The following is a 17,950-nucleotide window of genomic DNA, read 5'->3' on the forward strand; positions in this document are numbered from 1 at the left end:
CGGTTCAATGAGCGCCGGTTGAGGCCTTTTTAGGCGTCGCTGCCGGCCAGCGCCTCCATGACGCCCAAGCCCTTCTTCCGCAACATGGCTTCCGGGCTCGGCAGCTTGCCGCGGAATGCGGTGTAGGCGTCTTCGGGATCGATCGACCCGCCAACGGAATAGATATGATCGCGTAGCCGCTTTGCCATGGCGGGATCAAACGGATTTCCTGTTTCCTCGAAAGCGGCGAACGCATCGGCATCGAGGACTTCCGACCACATGTAGGAATAGTAGCCGGCCGAATATCCGTCGCCGGAGAAGATGTGCTGGAAGTGCGGAGAACGATGCCGCATCGTGATCGATTGCGGCATGCCCAGCCGCTTCAGGACGGCCGCTTCGAATTCCGAGGGGTCGTCCACGCTCTCGGCCGTGTGATAGGCCATGTCAACAAGAGCCGACGCGGTGAATTCGACCGTGTTGAAGCCGGAGTTGAAGGTGCGCGCTGCCATCACCTTGTCGAACAGGGCCTGTGGCATGGGTTCGCCCGTCGTCTCATGGACAGCATAGCGTTTCAGGATATCCGGCACCGTGAGCCAGTGCTCATAGAGCTGGGACGGGAGCTCGACGAAGTCGCGCGAGACGCTTGTTCCGGATACGGACGGATAGGTTACGTTCGACAGCATGCCGTGCAGCCCGTGGCCGAACTCGTGGAACAGCGTGCGGGCATCGTCGAGCGAGAGGAGCGCCGGCTTGCCGTCGGCAGGCTTGGCGAAATTGCAGACATTGTAGATGATCGGCAGTTCACCTTCTGCGCCATTCGGCAGCGGCAGGCGATGCTGGGACTGGAAGGCGCTCATCCAGGCACCGGAGCGCTTCGATGCGCGAGCGAAGTAATCCCCCAGGAAGAGCGCGACGAGCGTCCCGTCCGCATTGCGGATGTCGAAGACGCGGACATCGGGATGATAGCCCCGCACGCCTGGCTTTTCCGTGGCGGTAATGCCGAACAGCCGGTTCGCGACATCGAAGCAGGCTTCGATCATGCGATCGAGCTGGAGATAGGGCTTCAGTTCACTTTCAGAGAAATTGAAACGCTCGGCGCGAAGCTTCTCGGCATAGTGCCGCCAATCCCATGGCATGACCGGATGGTCGCGCCCTTCTCGGGCAATCAGCGTTGCGAGATCGTGCTCCTCCCGACGCGCCTTGGCCACGGCCTTGTCCCACACCGCGCTTAGGAGGCCGTTCACGGCTTCCGGTGTCTTTGCCATGGTGTTGTCGAGCTTGAGGGCGGCATAGTTGTCGTAGCCGAGCAGCCTTGCCTTTTCGGCACGCAAGGACAGCGTTTCCCGAATAACCGCGCCATTGTCCGTCGCACCGCCGTTCTCGCCACGGGACGACCAGGCGCGGAACGCCTTTTCGCGCAGATTGCGAACGTCGGAGAAGGTCAGGAAAGGCTCGATGATCGACCGGGAGAGGGTGACGGCATAGCCGCTCTCTGCGCCGTTGTCTCGCGCTGCCGATGCCATGGCATCACGCAGGAAGCCGGGAAGGCCTGCCAGATCCGCCTCGTCTGTCAGGATCAGCGACCAGCCCTTCTCGTCCGCCAAGACGTTCTGTCCGAAGGCCGCACCGAGGCCCGCAAGCCGCTCGTTGATGGCGGCAAGGCGCTCCTGCTCGGGCTTTGCGAGCTGCGCACCGGATTTGACGAAGCCTTTCCAATGTCGCTCGAGCACGCGCGCCTGTTCCAGGGACAGGCCAAGCGTTTCGCGCTTGTTCCACAGGGAATCGATTCGCGCGAAAAGGGCGGTGTCCATTCCGATCTTGGAATAGTGTCGCGACATCTTTGGTGCGATCTCGCGCTCCAAAGCCTGGATCGTCTTGTTGGTATGGGCACCGGCGCGGTTCCAGAAAAGCGCCGATACGCGCGACAGGCGATCGCCGGCGATTTCGAGAGCTGTGATGGTGTTTTCGAACGTCTGAGCATCCGGATGATGCGCGATGCCGGCAATTTCCGTCTCGTGCTCGGCAAGCGCTGCATCGAAGGCCGGTGCAAAATCGGTATCGTTGACCGCTTCGAAATGCGGCAGCCCGTTCGGGCCGGTCCATTCTGTCAATGCGGGGTTCAGATCGGGGGTGGCCATCGTCAAATCCTTCAAGGCGTGGTCTGTGATCATGGAATGCCGCGGGCCGGCGAACCAGTGTCCTTGGCGAAAGAGGTAGCATTGCGACAGGGCGGCTTGCAAAGCCGGGCTCAAAGAAGCAATTGCTTGTAAGCCCATTGAATGATAAGCAATGCTTATTGCATGTATTCTGAAACAGGAATGGATCCAGCGCGTTATGCCGCGGCGATCATCGCCTGTCACCCCACACGGCGGCGCATTACGGAGATTTCATGACCGTCCGACTGGAAGCCGACACTGTCGGCATGCTTCTCACCGATGTTTCCCGTTTGCTGCGCAGTGCATTCGACCGGCGGATCAATGCCGCCAATCTCGGGGTAACCCCCGGTGAGGCACGCGCTCTCATCCAGGTGGCGGTCAACCAGCGCATCAAGCAAGCCGACATTGCCGTCCGCATGGGCATCGAGCCGATGACGCTTTCGACGTATCTCGATCGGCTCGAGGCGCTGGGCTTCGTGGAGCGAATCCCCGATCCGTCGGACCGGCGCGCGAAGAACGTGGTAGCGACGCCAGCGGCCGATGGCGTATTGCTGGATATCCGCACGCATGTTCGTGCGCTGATGGACGAGGTCACCGCCGGCCACGATGCCGCGGAGCTTGAAATTCTGAGGCGCAGCCTCAAGATGATGCGAGATAACCTGCACGATCTCGATCGCAATCTGACGCCATCCTCCGGGACGGGAGCAGCACCGGCAGGCGAGGACGTACCAGCGAACATCTTCCGGGCGGCTGATCGAAAAAATTGATGAGCCGAGCGACACGGGGACGCATGAGCGAGCGTCGGACCAGCATTCTCGGCGCGTTGCTGGCGACGCTGGGCCCGATTTCCATGTCCATCTACACGCCGGCCATGCCGCAGCTGGTCAGCGCCTTTTCCAGCACCGAGTCGATGATCAAGATGACGTTGACCGTCTATTTCGCCGGCTTCTCGGTGGCGCAGCTCGTATCCGGGCCGTTCTCGGATGCGTTCGGGCGGCGAACTGCGACCCTGCTCTTTGTCGGCATCAATGCGATTGGAGGCCTCGTCTGCATCTTTTCGCCGGATGTCACATGGCTACTCGGCGGGCGGCTGGTGCAGGGCATCGGCGCATCCGTCGGCATTACGGTGGCGCGCGCCGTCGTGCGGGATCAGTTCAAAGGCGCCGAGGCGTCGCGCATCATGAACCTCATCGGGATCATGCTTGCCATCGGTCCGGCGACAGCGCCTGCGATCGGCGGGCTGTTGCTTGGCGCTTTCGGGTGGCACGCTATTTTTCTTGCGTTGATCGGCTTTTCTCTGGCGATCATCGTCTCCGTGCTTGTTTTCATGCGGGAAACAGGACGACCGGATCCGGCCCTCGCGACGCCGAGACGGGTCGTCGCGTCCTATCTGGAGGTGCTCGGCGATCTCCGGTTTATCGCGGCCACGGCTGTGCTCGGCGGATCAATCGGTTCGCTCTATGCGCAGGCGACCCTGCTGCCCTTCATCCTGATCGACCAGGTCGGTCTGTCTCCCACCGCCTTTGGCGTGGGCATGCTGATGCAATCCGGGTTCTATTTTCTCGGATCGGTCTGCCTTCGGTTGACCTCAGCCCGGCTTGCAGGCGAGCGTTCCGTGCAGGTAGGCCTGGCGATGCTGGCCTCGGGCGGCATGCTGATCGCGCTCTCGACCCACCTGCTGCCGCCGACCTATCTGTCGGTCATGGCACCTGTCGCCTTCTCGAGCTTCGGCATCGCATTCCTGACGCCGCACATGACGACGGCCGCACTTCAGTCGTTCCCGCACATTGCGGGTTCCGCCTCCGCCATGCTCGGCTTCATTCAGATGGCGAGCGGGTTTCTCGGAGGACTGGCAGCCGCGCGCATCGGCGCGCCGCTGGTCGCTTTCGGTACGATCATACCTTTGATGTGTCTTTGCGCCGTCGCAGCTTATCTGGTCTTTCTGCGCATGACGCAGATATCGGTCGCAACGTGATCGCCAGAGCGGCCGGTTTCCCGACCGTTCCGGCGTTGTCGTTTATCGGTTGCGGGCCGCAAGAGTGCGCAGGCGCAATGCGTTCAGCTTGATGAAGCCGGCAGCATCCTTCTGGTCGTAGGCACCCTGGTCGTCCTCGAACGTGACGAGCTTGTCGGAGTAGAGCGACTTTTCGCTTGTCCGTCCGATGACCATGACATTGCCCTTGTAGAGCTTCAGCGTCACTTCGCCTTCCACATGCTCCTGGCTCTTGTCGATCAGGGCCTGCAACATGTCGCGTTCGGGCGAGAACCAGAAGCCGTAATAGATCAGCTCGGCGTAGCGCGGCATGATCTCGTCCTTGAGGTGTGCAGCACCCCGGTCGAGTGTGATGCTTTCGATGGCGCGGTGCGCCGTCAAAAGAATGGTACCGCCGGGCGTCTCGTAGATGCCACGCGACTTCATGCCGACGAAGCGGTTTTCCACGAGGTCGAGACGGCCGATGCCATTGTCGCGGCCGAGCGCGTTGAGCGCGGTGAGGATCGAGGCCGGGCTCATCTCCTTGCCGTCGATCGAAACGGCGTCGCCCTTGCGGAAGCCGATCTTGACGGTGGTCGCCACATCTGGCGCCTCTTCCGGCGAGATGGTGCGCATGTACACGTAATTCGGTGCTTCCTGCGCCGGATCCTCGAGCACCTTTCCTTCGGACGAGGAGTGCAAGAGGTTTGCATCGACGGAGAAGGGAGCTTCGCCCTTCTTGTCCTTGGCCACGGGAATCTGATGCTTCTCGGCAAATTCCAACAGGTCGGAGCGGCTCTTGAACGACCAGTCGCGCCAGGGCGCGATAATCTTGATGTCGGGATTGAGCGCATAGGCCGAAAGCTCGAAGCGGACCTGGTCGTTGCCCTTGCCGGTCGCACCGTGCGCGATCGCATCGGCACCAGTTTCCCGGGCGATTTCGATCAGGTGCTTGGAGATCAGCGGACGCGCGATCGAGGTGCCGAGCAGGTAGACCCCTTCGTAGACGGCATTGGCGCGAAACATCGGGAAGACGAAGTCGCGCACGAACTCCTCGCGGACATCCTTGATGTAGATGTCCTTGATGCCCATCATTTCGGCCTTCATCCTTGCCGGCTCCAGTTCCTCGCCCTGGCCGAGATCGGCGGTGAACGTCACCACCTCCGCGCCGAGTTCCGTCTGCAGCCATTTGAGGATGATGGATGTGTCGAGCCCGCCGGAGTAAGCGAGCACGACCTTCTTGACGTCTTTGGGAAGTGCCATGGTGATCCGATCCGTCTGATGTAACGGCGGCAGGATGCGCCGTATCTCTTGGAAATGGCGGAACTCTTACTGCATATTCCGGAAATCCGAAATCCCGCACCGGGAGAAATTCGCAGCGCCGCGGGACGCTTGTCAGGTACGGTCGAGACCCATCTGCCAGAAGTCTGCCTCCAGCCGGGTCGCCTCGCCGAATATTTTCGAGAGGCGATCGACCGTGATGTCATCAAGCCCCGCGAGCTGGTGGTCGAGCCAGCGGATCTCGCTTTCCACAAGCGTCTGATATTCGGGGCTCCCATACATGGCGATCCAGGCGGTATAGGGGTTCCCTTCGGTTTTCAGGAACGGTTGCGCCTGAAGCCAGAGTGCGATGTCCCCATAGCCGATGATGCAGGGTGCCAGCGCCACATGCAGGTCGAGTAAGTCTCCGTGCAGCCCCGTTTCGAGAACATAGTCCGTATAGGCAAGCGTCGCGGCCGATGGCGGGACCTCGGCAAGGGATGTCTCCGGAATGCCCCATTCGGCGCAATAGCCGACATGCAGACCGATCTCGACGTCGACAATGGCTTTCAAGCTGTCCAACCCTTGCCGGATCTCCTGAAGATCTCGGCTCTTGTAGACGGCAAGGCCCCAGGTGCGGGCGAACTGGACGAGGAAGAGATAATCCTGCTTGAGATAGTGGCGAAAGCTCTCCTCCGACAATGTTCCATCCCCCAGGCCGCGGACGAAGGGATGCTCGCAGTAAGCCTGCCATCCCTTGATGTTTCGGCTCTTCAGGCTTTGGAAAGGCGATGTCATCAGGAGCCTTCACGTCGAGATTGCGGGTTCTTGCCTTGCCAGGGAATAGCTGCAAAAGCTGAGGAAGGACAGAACCGTTCTGCGAGACGATGCCATGGACCTCATCCCCAACCTGCCAACCCTCCTGGCCTTCGCCGCGGCGAGCCTTCTGCTTGCGATCACACCCGGACCGGACATGACGCTCTGGATCAGCCGCGCGCTCTCGCAAGGGAGAGCGGCGGCGTTTCAGGTCAGTCTGGGCACCAATCTCGGTTGTCTGGTGCACACATTTCTCGTCGCCTTCGGGGTTTCGGCGCTCGTCACCGCATCGCCCACCGCCTTCTTCGTCCTGAAAACGGGCGGTGCGGCCTATCTGCTCTACATCGCCGTTCAGGCCGTCCGGTTCGGGTCGAGCCTTTCGGTAAAGCGTCTTGCGGCTCCCAAGGCGTCGGCCATGACGAACGTCCTGTCCGGCCTATCGGTCAATCTTCTCAATCCCAAGGTCATCATCTTCTTCATGACCTTCCTACCGCAATTCGTGACGGCCGGAGATCCGAACATCCGAACGAAGCTGATCGTGCTCGGATTGGTTCTGATCGGTGTTTCGCTGCCGATCAATATTGCGGTCGTGCTCATGGCGGACCGCCTTTCGGGATGGCTTCAGGCACGCCCGGGCGTCATGCGCACCATCGACTACGTCTTTGCCGGGGTGTTTTCACTGTTTGCCGTGAAGATCGTTCTGACGCAGGCCCGCTGAGCGGTGTCGCCCTTCGTTTGCCCGGGGTCGATCCGGCGCCTCAATCGTCGGCACCGTGATTTGCGATCATCATCGCTTCGAAGGCCATGCGATCGACCTTTCTCATGCGCTCGGACTCCGACTTCAACTGACCGCAGGCGGCGAGGATATCGCGGCCGCGCGGTGTGCGAATGGGTGAGGCATAGCCGGCGGCATTGATGAAATCCGCAAACTTTTCGATCTGGTCCCAGGAAGAACACTGGTAGTTCGTGCCGGGCCAGGGGTTGAACGGGATCAGGTTGATCTTGGCCGGCACGCCCTTCAAGAGCTTCACAAGTTCCTTGGCGTCCTCGAGGCTGTCGTTGACGCCTTCCAGCATCACATATTCGAACGTGATCCGGCGGGCATTGGACAGCCCCGGATAGGCGCGGCACGCCTCCATCAACGCCTTGAGCGGATACTTCTTGTTGATCGGCACCAGCATGTCGCGCAGATCGTCGCGCACGGCATGGAGCGAGATCGCCAGCATGACGCCGATTTCCTCGCCGGTGCGATAGATTTCCGGCACGATGCCGGAGGTCGACAGCGTCACACGTCGCTTCGACAGAGACAGGCCGTCGCCATCTGTCGCGATCAGAAGCGCGGTCTTGACGCTTTCGAAATTGTAGAGCGGCTCGCCCATGCCCATCATCACGACGTTGGAGACCTTGCGGCCTTCAGCGGGTGCGATCGTGCCGGGCGGGGTGTCGCGGTCCGGGAAATCGCCCAGACGGTCGCGGGCCAGCAAGAGCTGGGCGAGAATCTCTTCAGCGGTGAGATTGCGCACGAGTTTCTGCGTGCCGGTATGGCAAAACGAACAGGTCAGCGTGCAGCCAACCTGGCTGGAGATGCAGAGTGTTCCCCTGCCTTCCTCGGGAATATAGACCGTTTCGATCTCGACCGGGCGACCGGCGCCGCGCGCGGGAAACCGCAGAAGCCATTTCCGGGTCCCGTCGGTGGAGATCTGCTCCTCGACGACCTCGGGCCGCGCAATCGTGAAATGTCGCTTCAACATCTCCCGCATGTCCTTGGAGACGTTCGTCATATGGTCGAAGTCGGAGACGCCGCGAACATAGAGCCAGTGCCAGAGTTGGCTGACCCGCATCTTCACCTGCCGCTCGGGAACGCCCACCTCGGCCAGCGCCTTGCCCATCTCGTCGCGGGTCAGGCCGATCAGGGAGGGCATTTCTGCGAGCGCAGGCGCACGGGCGGCAGGGCGAGCGGGACGGTCGAGGGAAAGGATATCGGTCATAACACAATGTTCCTGTCGCAGCTCTGCCCGCAACGCCGAACGGTTCCCTTCGATGCTGCGAAGGGACGGAATGGCGGAACGGGAGCAGGCTATATCCGGCGCACGGGGAGCGTCTCACCCGTGCTGCATGTCATTGCCGCGGCGTCTAGCATGATTTTGGCCGGGCGTCACCTCCCGCATCAAAAGGCGTGCTGTGCCGCGCTTTAGGTCTTGTTGTGATGCATGTCGTTTCCTGACTTTCGGGCGCCCTGCATGAGGCCGAAACGACGAAGGCCGGCAAAGCCGGCCTTCGATCAATAGCCTTTTCGAGACGCTTACTTGCAGCTCTCGATTTGCTTCAGCGCAGCGGAAATCCCGGAAAGCGAATAGGAATAGTTGGTCTGTGTGCCCTTGCGCGACTTTGCGACGACGGACATGGCCTTGCCCACCTTCATCGCCGCAACCAGAGCCGGCTCTTCTGCGGCATTTTCGACCCAGGCCGAATTGCCCTTCGTAAACAGCGTGAAGTTCTTGGCGTCGATCGTGACAATGACCTTGGAGTTTTCCTGCAGCGCGTAGCCCATCATGGCTTGCGGCTCGTAGGAGATGTTCTGGCCCGGTCGCTGGGAAACCAGGAAGAAGATGTCGCCGTGATCGACATTGGCCGGGCTCTTCTCCTTCGGAACGGACAGGACGTAGCATACCTTGGACTTGCCCGACTGGTAGGAATAGGCACCCCACGCATTGAACTGCTGGATGCGTGTCGGAGACTGCGCCGAAGCGATGCCTGCGCCGGCGAGTAGGAGTGCGAGTGCGGTTGAGAGCTGTCTTACAAACATCTTGTCCTGCCGGTTGTCTTGCTGCCAGCGCCCGTAAAGTGCAGGGCGATGCATGGTCGCGATTACGATTATTGTGACTTCATTCAGGTTACCAAACCGTCAACACCACAGGAATAAGGCAGGAGCGTGCAGAAAGAGATCGGCTGACAAATCCCATCACCTCGACGTCGAAGGCTCCACCTTGGACGCTTGCCCATCTTCCTTCTCCTCGTCGCCCCTGTCTGGATGTCCCCTGCAGACGGCCTGCTTGTTCTTTCGGTGCGCACTTCCCGATCCGCTGTCGAACCTGGGGCGCGAAGCTGTCAAAGCGTTGAAAACTGGTTGGTAAACGACGGAAGAACGTCTGATTTCATGTGAAATCAACTCTAATGACCGCTAATGTCACAAAGAATCGGGCAACAGTTTGACGTTTACCGAATGAGCTTTACCTGTTGTTTCACCAACACCGGATCTTGGGCGCGGAGGCCCTGAAAGCAGGCATGACAGGGGACGCGAGACAGCATTTCGCAGGGCTGGCGGATGCCGTCGCGAAAAAGCGGGACCAGGCCGCTTTCGCCGAACTGTTTCATTTTTTTGCACCTCGCCTGAAATCCTTCCTGCTGCGACAGAATACGCCTGCCAACGAAGCGGAAGAGATCGTGCAGGAAGTCATGATCGTTCTCTGGCACAAGGCCGATCTCTACGATGCCGAAAAATCCTCGCTCTCCACGTGGCTCTTCCGAATTGCGCGGAACCGGCGGATCGACGCCGCACGGCGGCAGCTGACGCGCAAGCTGGACGAGAAAGACCCGCTCCTTCTGCCATCCGCGCCGCCGGCGCCGGACGAGTTCGTGCAGAGCGGAGATCGGGAGGATGTGGTGCGCGCGGCGCTCGCCAAGCTTCCGAGCGAACAGGTGAAGCTGATCCAGCTCGCTTTCTTCTTCGGCCAGTCGCATTCCGAGATTGCCGCTTCGACGGGATTACCCTTGGGAACCGTGAAATCGCGGATCAGGCTTGCCTTCGGAAAGCTGCGCACACTTCTTCAGAATGACGGCTTCGACGGTTCGGAGTAAGCGAACGATCGGAGCCTGTCAGGCCGCGAGGCCTTCTTCGCCGAGTGCCGTATCAGCCTTGACGTAGTGGTCTTCCTTGATCTGCCCGCTGATGGCGGCAAAGGCCGCGGTCAGGACAGCAATATCGTCAGAGAAGCCAACCACGGCAAGGACGTCCGGAAGGACGTCGAAGGGCATGACGAAATAAGCGAGAGCTCCAAGCAGGATACCGCGCGTGCGTAGCGGCGTTGCGGGATCCATCGCGCAAAAATAGGCCGCAACGAGATCCCGACTGAAGGGAACCTGACGGACCGCCCGTTTGAGGGTCGGCCAGAACCGCCGACGGACCTTCTGCGCCTTGGCTTCCTGCTCGCTGCGATCGCCCGGCAGTAGGATTTCCCCGATCTTCACGTCGTCCATCGTCCTGTCCGCCTTCATGCGCCTCACCCGCCTGTCTCTGATCCCGTGCTCGGGAACGTGTCTAGACCTGATATGGGAAAGCATTGCAGCAATTCAAACAGCGGTCATGTCCAACAGCCTCTGCCAGTGGTCGGAGCAGTCGTCAGGAGTGCGCGGACGAAGCCGCCTTTTCCATGCGCGCAGCCAGAGCGAGGTCGAGGGCCGTCACGCCCTTGGCGCTATGAGTCGTCAACGTCACCTCGACACGGTTGTAGACGTTGAACCATTCCGGGTGATGATCGAGCTTTTCGGCTGCGAGTGCGCTTTGGCTCATGAAGCCGAACGCCTCGACGAAAGAGGAAAACCGGTAGCTCTTCGTGATCGACAAGCCGTCTTGAGACAGGGACCAACCTGCGAGATCGGCGAGACCCGACGCTATGTCCTCGGGGGCCAGTCTGTCCCGCTCCGTCATAGCAGACCCTTGGGCATATGTTCCTCACCCCTTGCAGGACCGGCGAGCCGCGGTTCGTGGAGCTGGAAAACCTCTTCGGTGAGATAAGGTCCACCGCCCACCGAATCGCGCGACGACAGAAGAACAAAGCGCGAGACCGTGAAGGGCGTGGTGTGAAAGCCGCCGCGGCCGGAGAGATAATGCACCACATCGTCGACACGCGAGGAACGCAGCCGGGCCAGCGTGACGTGCGGCGTGAACTTTCGGGGATCGGCAGGAAGGCCCAGGCGCTGACATATGCGTTCGATCTCCGCCTGCAGGGCGATCAATTCGGGTGGATTGGAGACGCCTGCCCAGACCGAATGCGGCTTCTTCGAACCGAAGGCGCCGGTCCCTGTCAGCTGGATGTCGAACTCCGGTCGCTCGATCCGGTCGAGGCGATCGACCACTTCGTCGGCCGTCCGGTTGTCTACATCGCCGATGAAGCGCAGGGTAATGTGATAGTTTTCGACGTCGATCCAGCGCGCGCCCGGAAGACCTCCGCGCAGGAGGGACAGGCTCATCGCCGCATTGCGCGGGATTTCGAGGGCGGTAAACAGTCTCGGCATGACGAGCTCCCCGAATCTTGCAGACCTTCCTGCAGACGTCCCAGCCGACCACGACGCGTGCCGTCTAGCAACTACAAATTCGCACCCGCAATATTTGTCCAACGCTCATTGCTGATCGCCGAACCTTAGCACGCGCTGGCCGGCAGCAGACGGCAGGCGCGCAATCCTCGCGACAGGCACCCGTCCGGCACGCTTTTGGATGCCCGGCTTATTTCGGCAGTTCCTGGACGAACGTTTCGACCAAGGGGAGGATCCGGTCCACGATGATGCCGACGCCCTTGGGGTTTGGATGCATGCCGTCCTCGATCTTGAGGCTGGCATCCTCGACCACGCCGTCCAGGAAAAAGGGATAAAGCGGAATGCCATAGGTCTTGGCGAGATCGGGATAGATCGGGTTGAAGCGCTCGGCATAGTCGCCGCCCATGTTCGGCGGTGCGAGCATGCCGACGAGGAGCACGCCGATGCCACGCGCCTTGAGCTTCTCGATCATCGCCACGAGGTTCTTCCGGCTCTCTTCGGGCGGAATGCCCCGCAATGCATCGTTGGCGCCGAGTTCGAGGATCACACCCTTCGTGCCGTCGGGGACGGACCAGTCGATCCGCGCGAGGCCGCCCGACGTCGTGTCACCAGACACCCCGGCATTGGAGATCGACACATCGATGCCCTTGTCGCGCAGCGCTTTTTCCAGTCGGGCCGGGAAGGCGTCAGCCGGCGGGAGCTGGTAGCCGGCCATCAGGCTATCCCCGAAGCCGACGATTTCGATGGGCGCAGCTCGGAGCGGACACGCCGCGATCAAACCTGCGAGAGCAGCCAGGAAAAGCGTCCTGAAACCTTTCATTCGCATCATGTCGCTCCTAAATCGGGTGTGAGCAATTGCAGCATGACCCAGATATAGGGCGGACAAGCGTGGCAAAAACCATGATCGAACTGAAAAATGCGGATCTGACCCTCGGGCAGGCCGCAGCGTCCGTCCACGTGCTGAAAGGGATGAACCTTCAAATTGACGCCGGGCAATCGGTTGGCATCGTCGGTCCCTCCGGGTCCGGCAAATCGACCCTGCTGATGGTCCTTGCCGGCCTGGAGCGCCTCGACAAGGGCGAGATCGTCATCGACGGGACGCCGCTTCACGGGCTCAGCGAAGATCGGGTGGCCGATTTTCGCGGACGCAACATCGGAATCGTCTTCCAGTCTTTTCATCTCATCCCCAACATGACGGCGCTCGAGAACGTGGCCGTGCCGCTGGAGCTTGCCAATGTGCGCGATGCCTTCGACATCGCCCGTCGCGAGTTGACATCGGTTGGGCTCGGTGAGCGGCTCACGCATTATCCCGGCCAGCTCTCCGGCGGCGAACAGCAGCGCGTCGCCATTGCAAGGGCTCTTGCGCCATCACCGAAACTGCTGATCGCCGACGAGCCGACCGGCAATCTCGATACGGAGACGGGCCGCCAGATTGCCGACCTGATCTTTACGAAACAGGCCGAGCGCAACATGACGTTGATCCTCGTGACCCACGACAACAGCCTTGCTGCCCGCTGCTCGCGGCAGATCAAGGTGCGGTCCGGTACCATCGTCGATGACGGACGGCTGACGGCTGCTCCCGCGCCGTCAGCAGTTTCGGCATGAGGGCGTCAATGCACCTGCCCAACGTCTCGCTTGCCCTGCGGCTGGCATTGCGGGAAATGCGTGGCGGCCTATCCGGCTTCTACATCTTTCTTGCCTGCATCGCGCTGGGAACAGCGGCGATCGCCGGGGTCAACTCGTTGTCCCAGGCCATCACGGGGTCCATTGCGTCGCAGGGACAGTCGCTTCTGGCCGGAGATCTGAGGTTCGAGCTCAACAATCGCCTGGCCAATGCCGAAGAAACATCCTTTCTGGACAGCGCCGGAACTGTTTCCCTGACCTCGGGCCTGCGCTCCATGGCGCGGCTCGCCGATGGCTCGAACCAGGCTTTGGTGGAATTGAAGGCGGTCGATTCCGCCTATCCTCTTTATGGTGCCGTGGAGAGCGAACCCCAGGCGCCGCTTGCCGTGCTCCTGTCGGCTGAAAATGGAACCTTTGGGGCTCTTGCAGCGCCCCTGCTTCTGGAGCGTCTCGGCGTCAAGACGGGCGATACGCTGCTGATTGGGAATGTCCGGCTCAGGATCACGGGCACGCTGGTGCGCGAGCCGGACGCGCTGTCCGACGGCTTCGGATTTGCCCCGCGGCTGATGGTGTCACAGGCGGCGTTGTCGGCCAGCGGGCTGGTGCAGACCGGAAGTCTGGTCGAGCACGCCTACAAGGTACGTCTTGCCGACCCGACCGGGGTGCCGGCCGTCCGCAGCCAGGCAGAGCAGCAGTTCCCGCAGGCCGGCTGGTCGATCCGTTCCAGCCAGAATGCTGCGCCATCGCTGACGGCCAACATCACGCGCTTTTCGCAATTTCTCACGCTGGTCGGGCTGACGGCGCTGATTGTCGGCGGTGTCGGGGTCGCCAACGCGGTCCGGGCCTATCTCGATTCAAAGCGCGGCGTCATCGCGGCATTCAAGTGCCTCGGCGCGCCCGGCGCTCTTGTGTCCACCATCTATCTTATCCAGATCCTGTTGATCGCGATGATCGGCATCGTCCTCGGGCTTGTCGTCGGAGCCATCATTCCCCTGGTTGCCGCTCACTTTCTTGCCGACGTCCTGCCGATCTCCACGGATTTCCGGATTTACCCGTCTGCCCTCGGGCTTGCGGCTGTGTTCGGCCTGCTTACGGCGCTGGCCTTTGCCTGCCTGCCGCTCGGTCGTGCCCGCAGCGTGCCGGCAACCGCGCTCTTCCGCAATCAGGACTTCGATCGGAGCCGCTGGCCGACCTGGCCTTATCTCCTGGCCGCAGCCCTCAGCCTTGCGGCCCTTGGCGGCCTTGCCATCTTCACGGCCTATGACCGGACGATCTCGCTCGTGTTCCTCGGCGCCATCGCGTTTTCCTTCGTTGTGCTGCGCGGCGTCTCCGTGCTGGTCGCCGGCCTTGCACGGCGCAGCCCAAGGGTTTCGTCGCCGGCCCTGCGGCTTGCTATCGGAAATATCCATCGGCCGGGGGCGCTGACGCCCTCCGTCGTTCTCTCGCTCGGCCTTGGGCTGGCACTGCTGGTCACGCTGGCCCTGATCGATGGAAACCTCCGGCGTGAATTGACCGGCAACCTGCCGGAACGGGCGCCGAACTTTTTCTTCGTCGATATCCAGGGAAGCGAAATCGAGGGCTTCCGCTCGCTGCTCAACACGGCGCTGCCTGGCGGCAAGGTGATCGAGGTTCCGATGCTGCGCGGACGTATTCTCGCCTTCAACGGCGAGGATGTTGCCAAACGCGAGGTTGCGCCGGCCGGGCGCTGGGTTTTGCGAGGCGACCGCGGCATCACCTACGCCAGGAACCTGCCGGAAAATTCGCGTCTCGTCGAAGGCCAGTGGTGGCCGGATGGCTATAGCGGCGAGCCGCTTGTTTCGTTCTCCGAGCAGGAAGCACGGGAGCTCAACCTCAAGATCGGAGATACCGTCACGGTCAACGTGCTGGGACGCAATATCACGGCGCGCATTTCCAACTTCCGTACGGTCGAATGGGAATCCCTCTCGATCAACTTCGTCATGGTGTTTTCGCCCAACACATTCGCCGGGGCGCCGCATGCCTGGCTCGCCACGGTCATCGATCCCTCGGCCACCGCCGAGCAGGAGGCGACGGCCCTGCGCCAGATCACCAACACCTATCCGACCATTACCAGCGTCCGGGTGAAAGACGCGCTCGACATCGTCAACGGCCTGCTGGGTCAATTGGCGACCGCCATCCGGGCGGCTGCCGGCGTCGCGCTCGTCGCCTCGGTTCTCGTGCTGTCAGGTGCGCTTGCGGCGGGCAACCGTGCCCGTATTCATGACGCGGTGGTGCTGAAGACGCTGGGAGCGACCCGCGCGACACTGATCCGGGCGTTCTGCTACGAATACGCAATCCTCGGCCTGTCCACCGCTGTCTTTGCGCTTCTGGCCGGAGGTGTCGCGGCATGGTTCGTGGTGGCACGCATCATGACGCTGCCATCATCGTTCCTTCCGGACGTGGCGGTTCTGACAATCGTTGTGGCCCTCGTCATGACGGTCGGCATTGGCCTTTTGGGAACATGGCGCGTGCTCGGGCAGAAAGCCGCGCCGATCCTGCGCGACCTGTAGAGTGCTCGTCGGGCCCGGTAACCGTCCGAGCATTACAATCCTGTCATCCCCGTGTGCCGCTCTTGAGATATCTGTGGTTCGGCATCATATTGTCATCAGGCTAGCTGAAGCTCCACAGCGGTGCCTGGTCTGTTGAAAAGCGACCTCTCCGTCATCTGGAGCTCATATGAGGATAAGAATGTCTGATCCCAGAAACTTTCGCATGCAAACCGCTGGCGCGCGCGCTGACGCTGCTGTCGACCAGGGCCTGCGCGCTTATATGCTGCGGGTCTACAATCTCATGGCACTCGGCGTGGCCATCACCGGCGTCGCCGCGTTTCTTGCCTTCCAGTTTGCCTTTGCCGACGGTCAGCTGACCGCATTCGGCCAGGCGATCTATCTCAGCCCTCTGAAATACGTCATCATGCTGGCGCCGTTCGGCATGGTCCTGTTCCTGAGCTTCCGGATCAACTCGATGAGTATCTCGGCCGCGCAGACGACATTCTGGGTCTACGCCGCGCTCATGGGCCTGTCTCTGTCGTCGATCATGCTGATCTACACGGGACAGAGCATCGTACGCACGTTCTTCGTGACCGCGGCCTCCTTCGGGGCATTGTCGCTCTACGGTTACACGACGAAACGTAGCCTGTCGGCCATGGGTTCGTTCCTGGTCATGGGCCTGTTCGGCCTGATCATCGCCTCGATCGTCAACATCTTCTTCGTGTCGTCTGCCCTGCAGTTTGCTATTTCGGTCATCGGCGTGCTGATCTTCGCTGGTCTGACCGCTTACGATACGCAGCGCATCAAGGAAATGTACTTCGAAAGCGACGGCTTCGAGGCTGCTGGCCGCAAGGCGATCATGGGCGCACTCACGCTCTATCTCGACTTCGTGAACCTGTTCCTCTTCATGCTGCGGTTCCTCGGCAACCGCAACTGAGGATAAGCAGTCTCTCATCCGGACTTCAGAAAGGCGGCTTCGGCCGCCTTTTTTGTCTTGCGGGCTTTGCTTGAAGCACAAGCTGCGAACATTCTGTCTGCTCCCTTGATCGGGCCGGGGGAATATGGAAGGACGGTGGAACGTATAAGAACCCCTTTGCCGTTTTCGAGATTGCTCCCATGCCCTTCACGCTGCGCGATGCCACCCTTGCCGATATCCCTGCAATTATGGACATCTACAGTGAATCGGTGCGCAACGGAGTCGCCACCTACGAGATCGCCATTCCGGATCAGGCGGAGATGACAACGCGCTTTTCCACGATCACAGGCAACAGCTATCCCTATATCGTTACGGAAGACACGGACGGAACCGTCATCGGCTATGCCTACGCTTCCGCGTTCCGCACGCGCAGTGCCTATCGGTTCCTGGTCGAGGACTCGATCTATCTTGCGCCGCAAGCCCGTGGGCAAGGCGTTGGAAAAGCTCTCCTCACCGAACTGATTGCGCGCTGCACCGACCTCGGATTTCGTCAGATGGTGGCCGTCATCGGCGGTGCGCATCCAGCTTCCATCGCGGTCCACCGGTCCACCGGCTTTGTCGATTGCGGCACGATGAAGGGGAGCGGCTTCAAGTTTGGTCGCTGGCTCGACACCACATTCATGCAACTGGCGCTCGGCGATGGCCTCGAAACGGTCCCTGCCGACGGCGTCTATCCGGATACCCTCTACGCCGGCTGACTGCATCTCTAAAGTGCGTTGCGTGAAGAGGATTCACGCAACGCACTTTAAGGTCTTGTTTTGATGCATGTCGTTTCCCGAAACCGCTGCACTTTCGGACGACATGCATGAGGAGCAAATGCAGATCTGCTGAGGGTTCAGCTCTTCACAACCTTCAGCAGCTTGTCGAAGACCTTGAGAACTTGCGGCAGCTCATGCCCGCGTTTCAGGATCATACCGTGGGTATTGACCACGGCATAAGCTCCCTGCTTGGCGGCAAGCTTCGGCACTTTCTCTACCCGATAAAGCGGCATTTCGCCGGATCTCTTGAAGACGGAGAAGACCGCCTTGTCGCGCATATGGTCCAGCGCGTAGTCCCGCCACTCGCCTTCTCCGACCATGCGGCCATAGACCCAGAGAATCTGGTCGAGCTCTCTGCGATGAAACGTTACGGGAAGCGGGTCTTTGACGTGGCGGTACTCATTGAGATCGACGACCACGTTTTCCGATGGCGCAAGAGCTTGGCGACCTTGCAAATCCGTCTGATCGGTCATGCACATCCGGCCTTTTGTTATGACAGAACGGTAACAGTTTGCCCGAGTGCGGCTGAAAATCAAGCCGGAATGGCAGCGCGGCTCGCGGAACCATCTCTATCGTAGCGACAGCTTTAT

18 protein-coding genes are annotated in these 17,950 nt (G+C 60.9%); 8 read left to right on the top strand and 10 right to left on the bottom strand.

The features are described 5' to 3' along the window. Positions 1–29 precede the first annotated feature (29 nt). Entirely contained in the window at positions 30–2,117 is a 2,088-nt protein-coding gene (locus ASG25_RS18765; RefSeq protein WP_062478096.1) for a M3 family metallopeptidase, read from the bottom strand. A 251-nt stretch (positions 2,118–2,368) separates the two neighbouring features. Between ASG25_RS18765 and ASG25_RS18770 the strand changes: the two genes are divergently transcribed. Then, a complete protein-coding gene (locus tag ASG25_RS18770) occupies positions 2,369–2,902 on the top strand; it encodes a MarR family transcriptional regulator (RefSeq protein ID WP_082475470.1) in 534 nt (177 codons plus the stop codon). Beyond that, positions 2,902–4,110, top strand: coding sequence for a multidrug effflux MFS transporter (locus ASG25_RS18775; RefSeq protein WP_244475118.1), 1,209 nt, complete (start codon positions 2,902–2,904; stop codon positions 4,108–4,110). Before ASG25_RS18770 ends, ASG25_RS18775 begins: the two co-directional genes overlap by 1 nt. 42 nt (positions 4,111–4,152) lie before the next feature. Here ASG25_RS18775 and ASG25_RS18780 read toward each other — a convergent pair whose 3' ends face one another. Further along, positions 4,153–5,370 carry an argininosuccinate synthase gene (locus tag ASG25_RS18780; protein ID WP_062477670.1) on the bottom strand — a complete coding sequence of 406 codons (1,218 nt, stop codon included), beginning with the start codon at positions 5,368–5,370 and terminating at the stop codon, positions 4,153–4,155. 132 nt (positions 5,371–5,502) lie between these two features. Continuing rightward, entirely contained in the window at positions 5,503–6,165 is a 663-nt protein-coding gene (tenA, locus tag ASG25_RS18785) for a thiaminase II (protein WP_062477673.1), read from the bottom strand. Between the two features lie 94 nt (positions 6,166–6,259). On the opposite strand from tenA, the gene ASG25_RS18790 reads away from it, so the two are divergent. Beyond that, the gene (locus ASG25_RS18790; protein ID WP_062477676.1) at positions 6,260–6,901 is read left to right on the top strand and encodes a LysE family translocator; all 642 of its coding nucleotides are present in this window, start codon (positions 6,260–6,262) and stop codon (positions 6,899–6,901) included. A 40-nt stretch (positions 6,902–6,941) separates the two neighbouring features. Here the strand turns inward: ASG25_RS18790 and rlmN are convergent, their stop codons facing one another. After that, a complete protein-coding gene (gene rlmN, locus ASG25_RS18795; protein ID WP_062477679.1) occupies positions 6,942–8,171 on the bottom strand; it encodes a 23S rRNA (adenine(2503)-C(2))-methyltransferase RlmN in 1,230 nt (409 codons plus the stop codon). A 314-nt stretch (positions 8,172–8,485) separates the two neighbouring features. Beyond that, entirely contained in the window at positions 8,486–8,989 is a 504-nt protein-coding gene (locus tag ASG25_RS18800) for an invasion associated locus B family protein (protein ID WP_062478098.1), read from the bottom strand. Positions 8,990–9,468: 479 nt separating this feature from the next. On the opposite strand from ASG25_RS18800, the gene ASG25_RS18805 reads away from it, so the two are divergent. Further along, positions 9,469–10,041: a sigma-70 family RNA polymerase sigma factor gene (locus tag ASG25_RS18805; protein WP_062477682.1), complete on the top strand. Its 573-nt coding sequence runs from the start codon at positions 9,469–9,471 to the stop codon at positions 10,039–10,041. Positions 10,042–10,059: 18 nt separating this feature from the next. On the opposite strand, the gene ASG25_RS18810 is transcribed toward ASG25_RS18805, so the two are convergent. The 4 genes from ASG25_RS18810 to ASG25_RS18825 form a co-directional block, all read right to left on the bottom strand. Next, positions 10,060–10,440, bottom strand: coding sequence for a YkvA family protein (locus tag ASG25_RS18810; protein ID WP_062477685.1), 381 nt, complete (start codon positions 10,438–10,440; stop codon positions 10,060–10,062). Between the two features lie 142 nt (positions 10,441–10,582). Beyond that, positions 10,583–10,891: a 4a-hydroxytetrahydrobiopterin dehydratase gene (locus ASG25_RS18815; protein WP_062477688.1), complete on the bottom strand. Its 309-nt coding sequence runs from the start codon at positions 10,889–10,891 to the stop codon at positions 10,583–10,585. Next, complete coding sequence (thpR, locus tag ASG25_RS18820) at positions 10,888–11,478, bottom strand: RNA 2',3'-cyclic phosphodiesterase (RefSeq protein WP_062477690.1); 591 nt, start codon at positions 11,476–11,478, stop codon at positions 10,888–10,890. Before thpR ends, ASG25_RS18815 begins: the two co-directional genes overlap by 4 nt. Before the next feature lie 208 nt (positions 11,479–11,686). Next, positions 11,687–12,316 carry an arylesterase gene (locus tag ASG25_RS18825; RefSeq protein WP_348271269.1) on the bottom strand — a complete coding sequence of 210 codons (630 nt, stop codon included), beginning with the start codon at positions 12,314–12,316 and terminating at the stop codon, positions 11,687–11,689. A 68-nt stretch (positions 12,317–12,384) separates the two neighbouring features. Here ASG25_RS18825 and ASG25_RS18830 point away from each other — a divergent pair, with 68 nt between their 5' ends. The 4 genes from ASG25_RS18830 to ASG25_RS18845 all read left to right on the top strand — a co-directional run bounded on the left by ASG25_RS18830 (position 12,385) and on the right by ASG25_RS18845 (position 17,300). Further along, entirely contained in the window at positions 12,385–13,101 is a 717-nt protein-coding gene (locus tag ASG25_RS18830; protein WP_062477693.1) for an ABC transporter ATP-binding protein, read from the top strand. Between the two features lie 8 nt (positions 13,102–13,109). Then, positions 13,110–15,647, top strand: a complete 2,538-nt coding sequence (locus ASG25_RS18835) for an ABC transporter permease (protein ID WP_162242207.1) — start codon at positions 13,110–13,112, stop codon at positions 15,645–15,647. 178 nt (positions 15,648–15,825) lie between these two features. Next, positions 15,826–16,563 (top strand): Bax inhibitor-1/YccA family protein, encoded by a 738-nt coding sequence (locus ASG25_RS18840; protein WP_062477699.1) that lies wholly within the window; start codon positions 15,826–15,828, stop codon positions 16,561–16,563. 179 nt (positions 16,564–16,742) lie between these two features. Then, the gene (locus ASG25_RS18845) at positions 16,743–17,300 is read left to right on the top strand and encodes a GNAT family N-acetyltransferase (protein WP_062477702.1); all 558 of its coding nucleotides are present in this window, start codon (positions 16,743–16,745) and stop codon (positions 17,298–17,300) included. Between the two features lie 137 nt (positions 17,301–17,437). Here the strand turns inward: ASG25_RS18845 and ASG25_RS18850 are convergent, their stop codons facing one another. After that, the gene (locus ASG25_RS18850) at positions 17,438–17,833 is read right to left on the bottom strand and encodes a DUF2794 domain-containing protein (RefSeq protein ID WP_062478103.1); all 396 of its coding nucleotides are present in this window, start codon (positions 17,831–17,833) and stop codon (positions 17,438–17,440) included. Positions 17,834–17,950 lie beyond the last annotated feature (117 nt).

This window comes from Rhizobium sp. Leaf384 (assembly GCF_001424065.1).
GTDB lineage: Bacteria > Pseudomonadota > Alphaproteobacteria > Rhizobiales > Rhizobiaceae > Ferranicluibacter.

Coding starts and splice junctions, on each gene's coding strand:
- ASG25_RS18765 (WP_062478096.1), bottom strand. CDS start 2,117: ATGGCCACCCCCGATCTGAACCCCGCATTGACAGAATGGACCGGCCCG.
- ASG25_RS18770 (WP_082475470.1), top strand. CDS start 2,369: ATGACCGTCCGACTGGAAGCCGACACTGTCGGCATGCTTCTCACCGAT.
- ASG25_RS18775 (WP_244475118.1), top strand. CDS start 2,902: ATGAGCCGAGCGACACGGGGACGCATGAGCGAGCGTCGGACCAGCATT.
- ASG25_RS18780 (WP_062477670.1), bottom strand. CDS start 5,370: ATGGCACTTCCCAAAGACGTCAAGAAGGTCGTGCTCGCTTACTCCGGC.
- tenA (WP_062477673.1), bottom strand. CDS start 6,165: ATGACATCGCCTTTCCAAAGCCTGAAGAGCCGAAACATCAAGGGATGG.
- ASG25_RS18790 (WP_062477676.1), top strand. CDS start 6,260: ATGGACCTCATCCCCAACCTGCCAACCCTCCTGGCCTTCGCCGCGGCG.
- rlmN (WP_062477679.1), bottom strand. CDS start 8,171: ATGACCGATATCCTTTCCCTCGACCGTCCCGCTCGCCCTGCCGCCCGT.
- ASG25_RS18800 (WP_062478098.1), bottom strand. CDS start 8,989: ATGTTTGTAAGACAGCTCTCAACCGCACTCGCACTCCTACTCGCCGGC.
- ASG25_RS18805 (WP_062477682.1), top strand. CDS start 9,469: ATGACAGGGGACGCGAGACAGCATTTCGCAGGGCTGGCGGATGCCGTC.
- ASG25_RS18810 (WP_062477685.1), bottom strand. CDS start 10,440: ATGGACGACGTGAAGATCGGGGAAATCCTACTGCCGGGCGATCGCAGC.
- ASG25_RS18815 (WP_062477688.1), bottom strand. CDS start 10,891: ATGACGGAGCGGGACAGACTGGCCCCCGAGGACATAGCGTCGGGTCTC.
- thpR (WP_062477690.1), bottom strand. CDS start 11,478: ATGCCGAGACTGTTTACCGCCCTCGAAATCCCGCGCAATGCGGCGATG.
- ASG25_RS18825 (WP_348271269.1), bottom strand. CDS start 12,316: ATGAAAGGTTTCAGGACGCTTTTCCTGGCTGCTCTCGCAGGTTTGATC.
- ASG25_RS18835 (WP_162242207.1), top strand. CDS start 13,110: ATGCACCTGCCCAACGTCTCGCTTGCCCTGCGGCTGGCATTGCGGGAA.
- ASG25_RS18840 (WP_062477699.1), top strand. CDS start 15,826: ATGTCTGATCCCAGAAACTTTCGCATGCAAACCGCTGGCGCGCGCGCT.
- ASG25_RS18845 (WP_062477702.1), top strand. CDS start 16,743: ATGCCCTTCACGCTGCGCGATGCCACCCTTGCCGATATCCCTGCAATT.
- ASG25_RS18850 (WP_062478103.1), bottom strand. CDS start 17,833: ATGACCGATCAGACGGATTTGCAAGGTCGCCAAGCTCTTGCGCCATCG.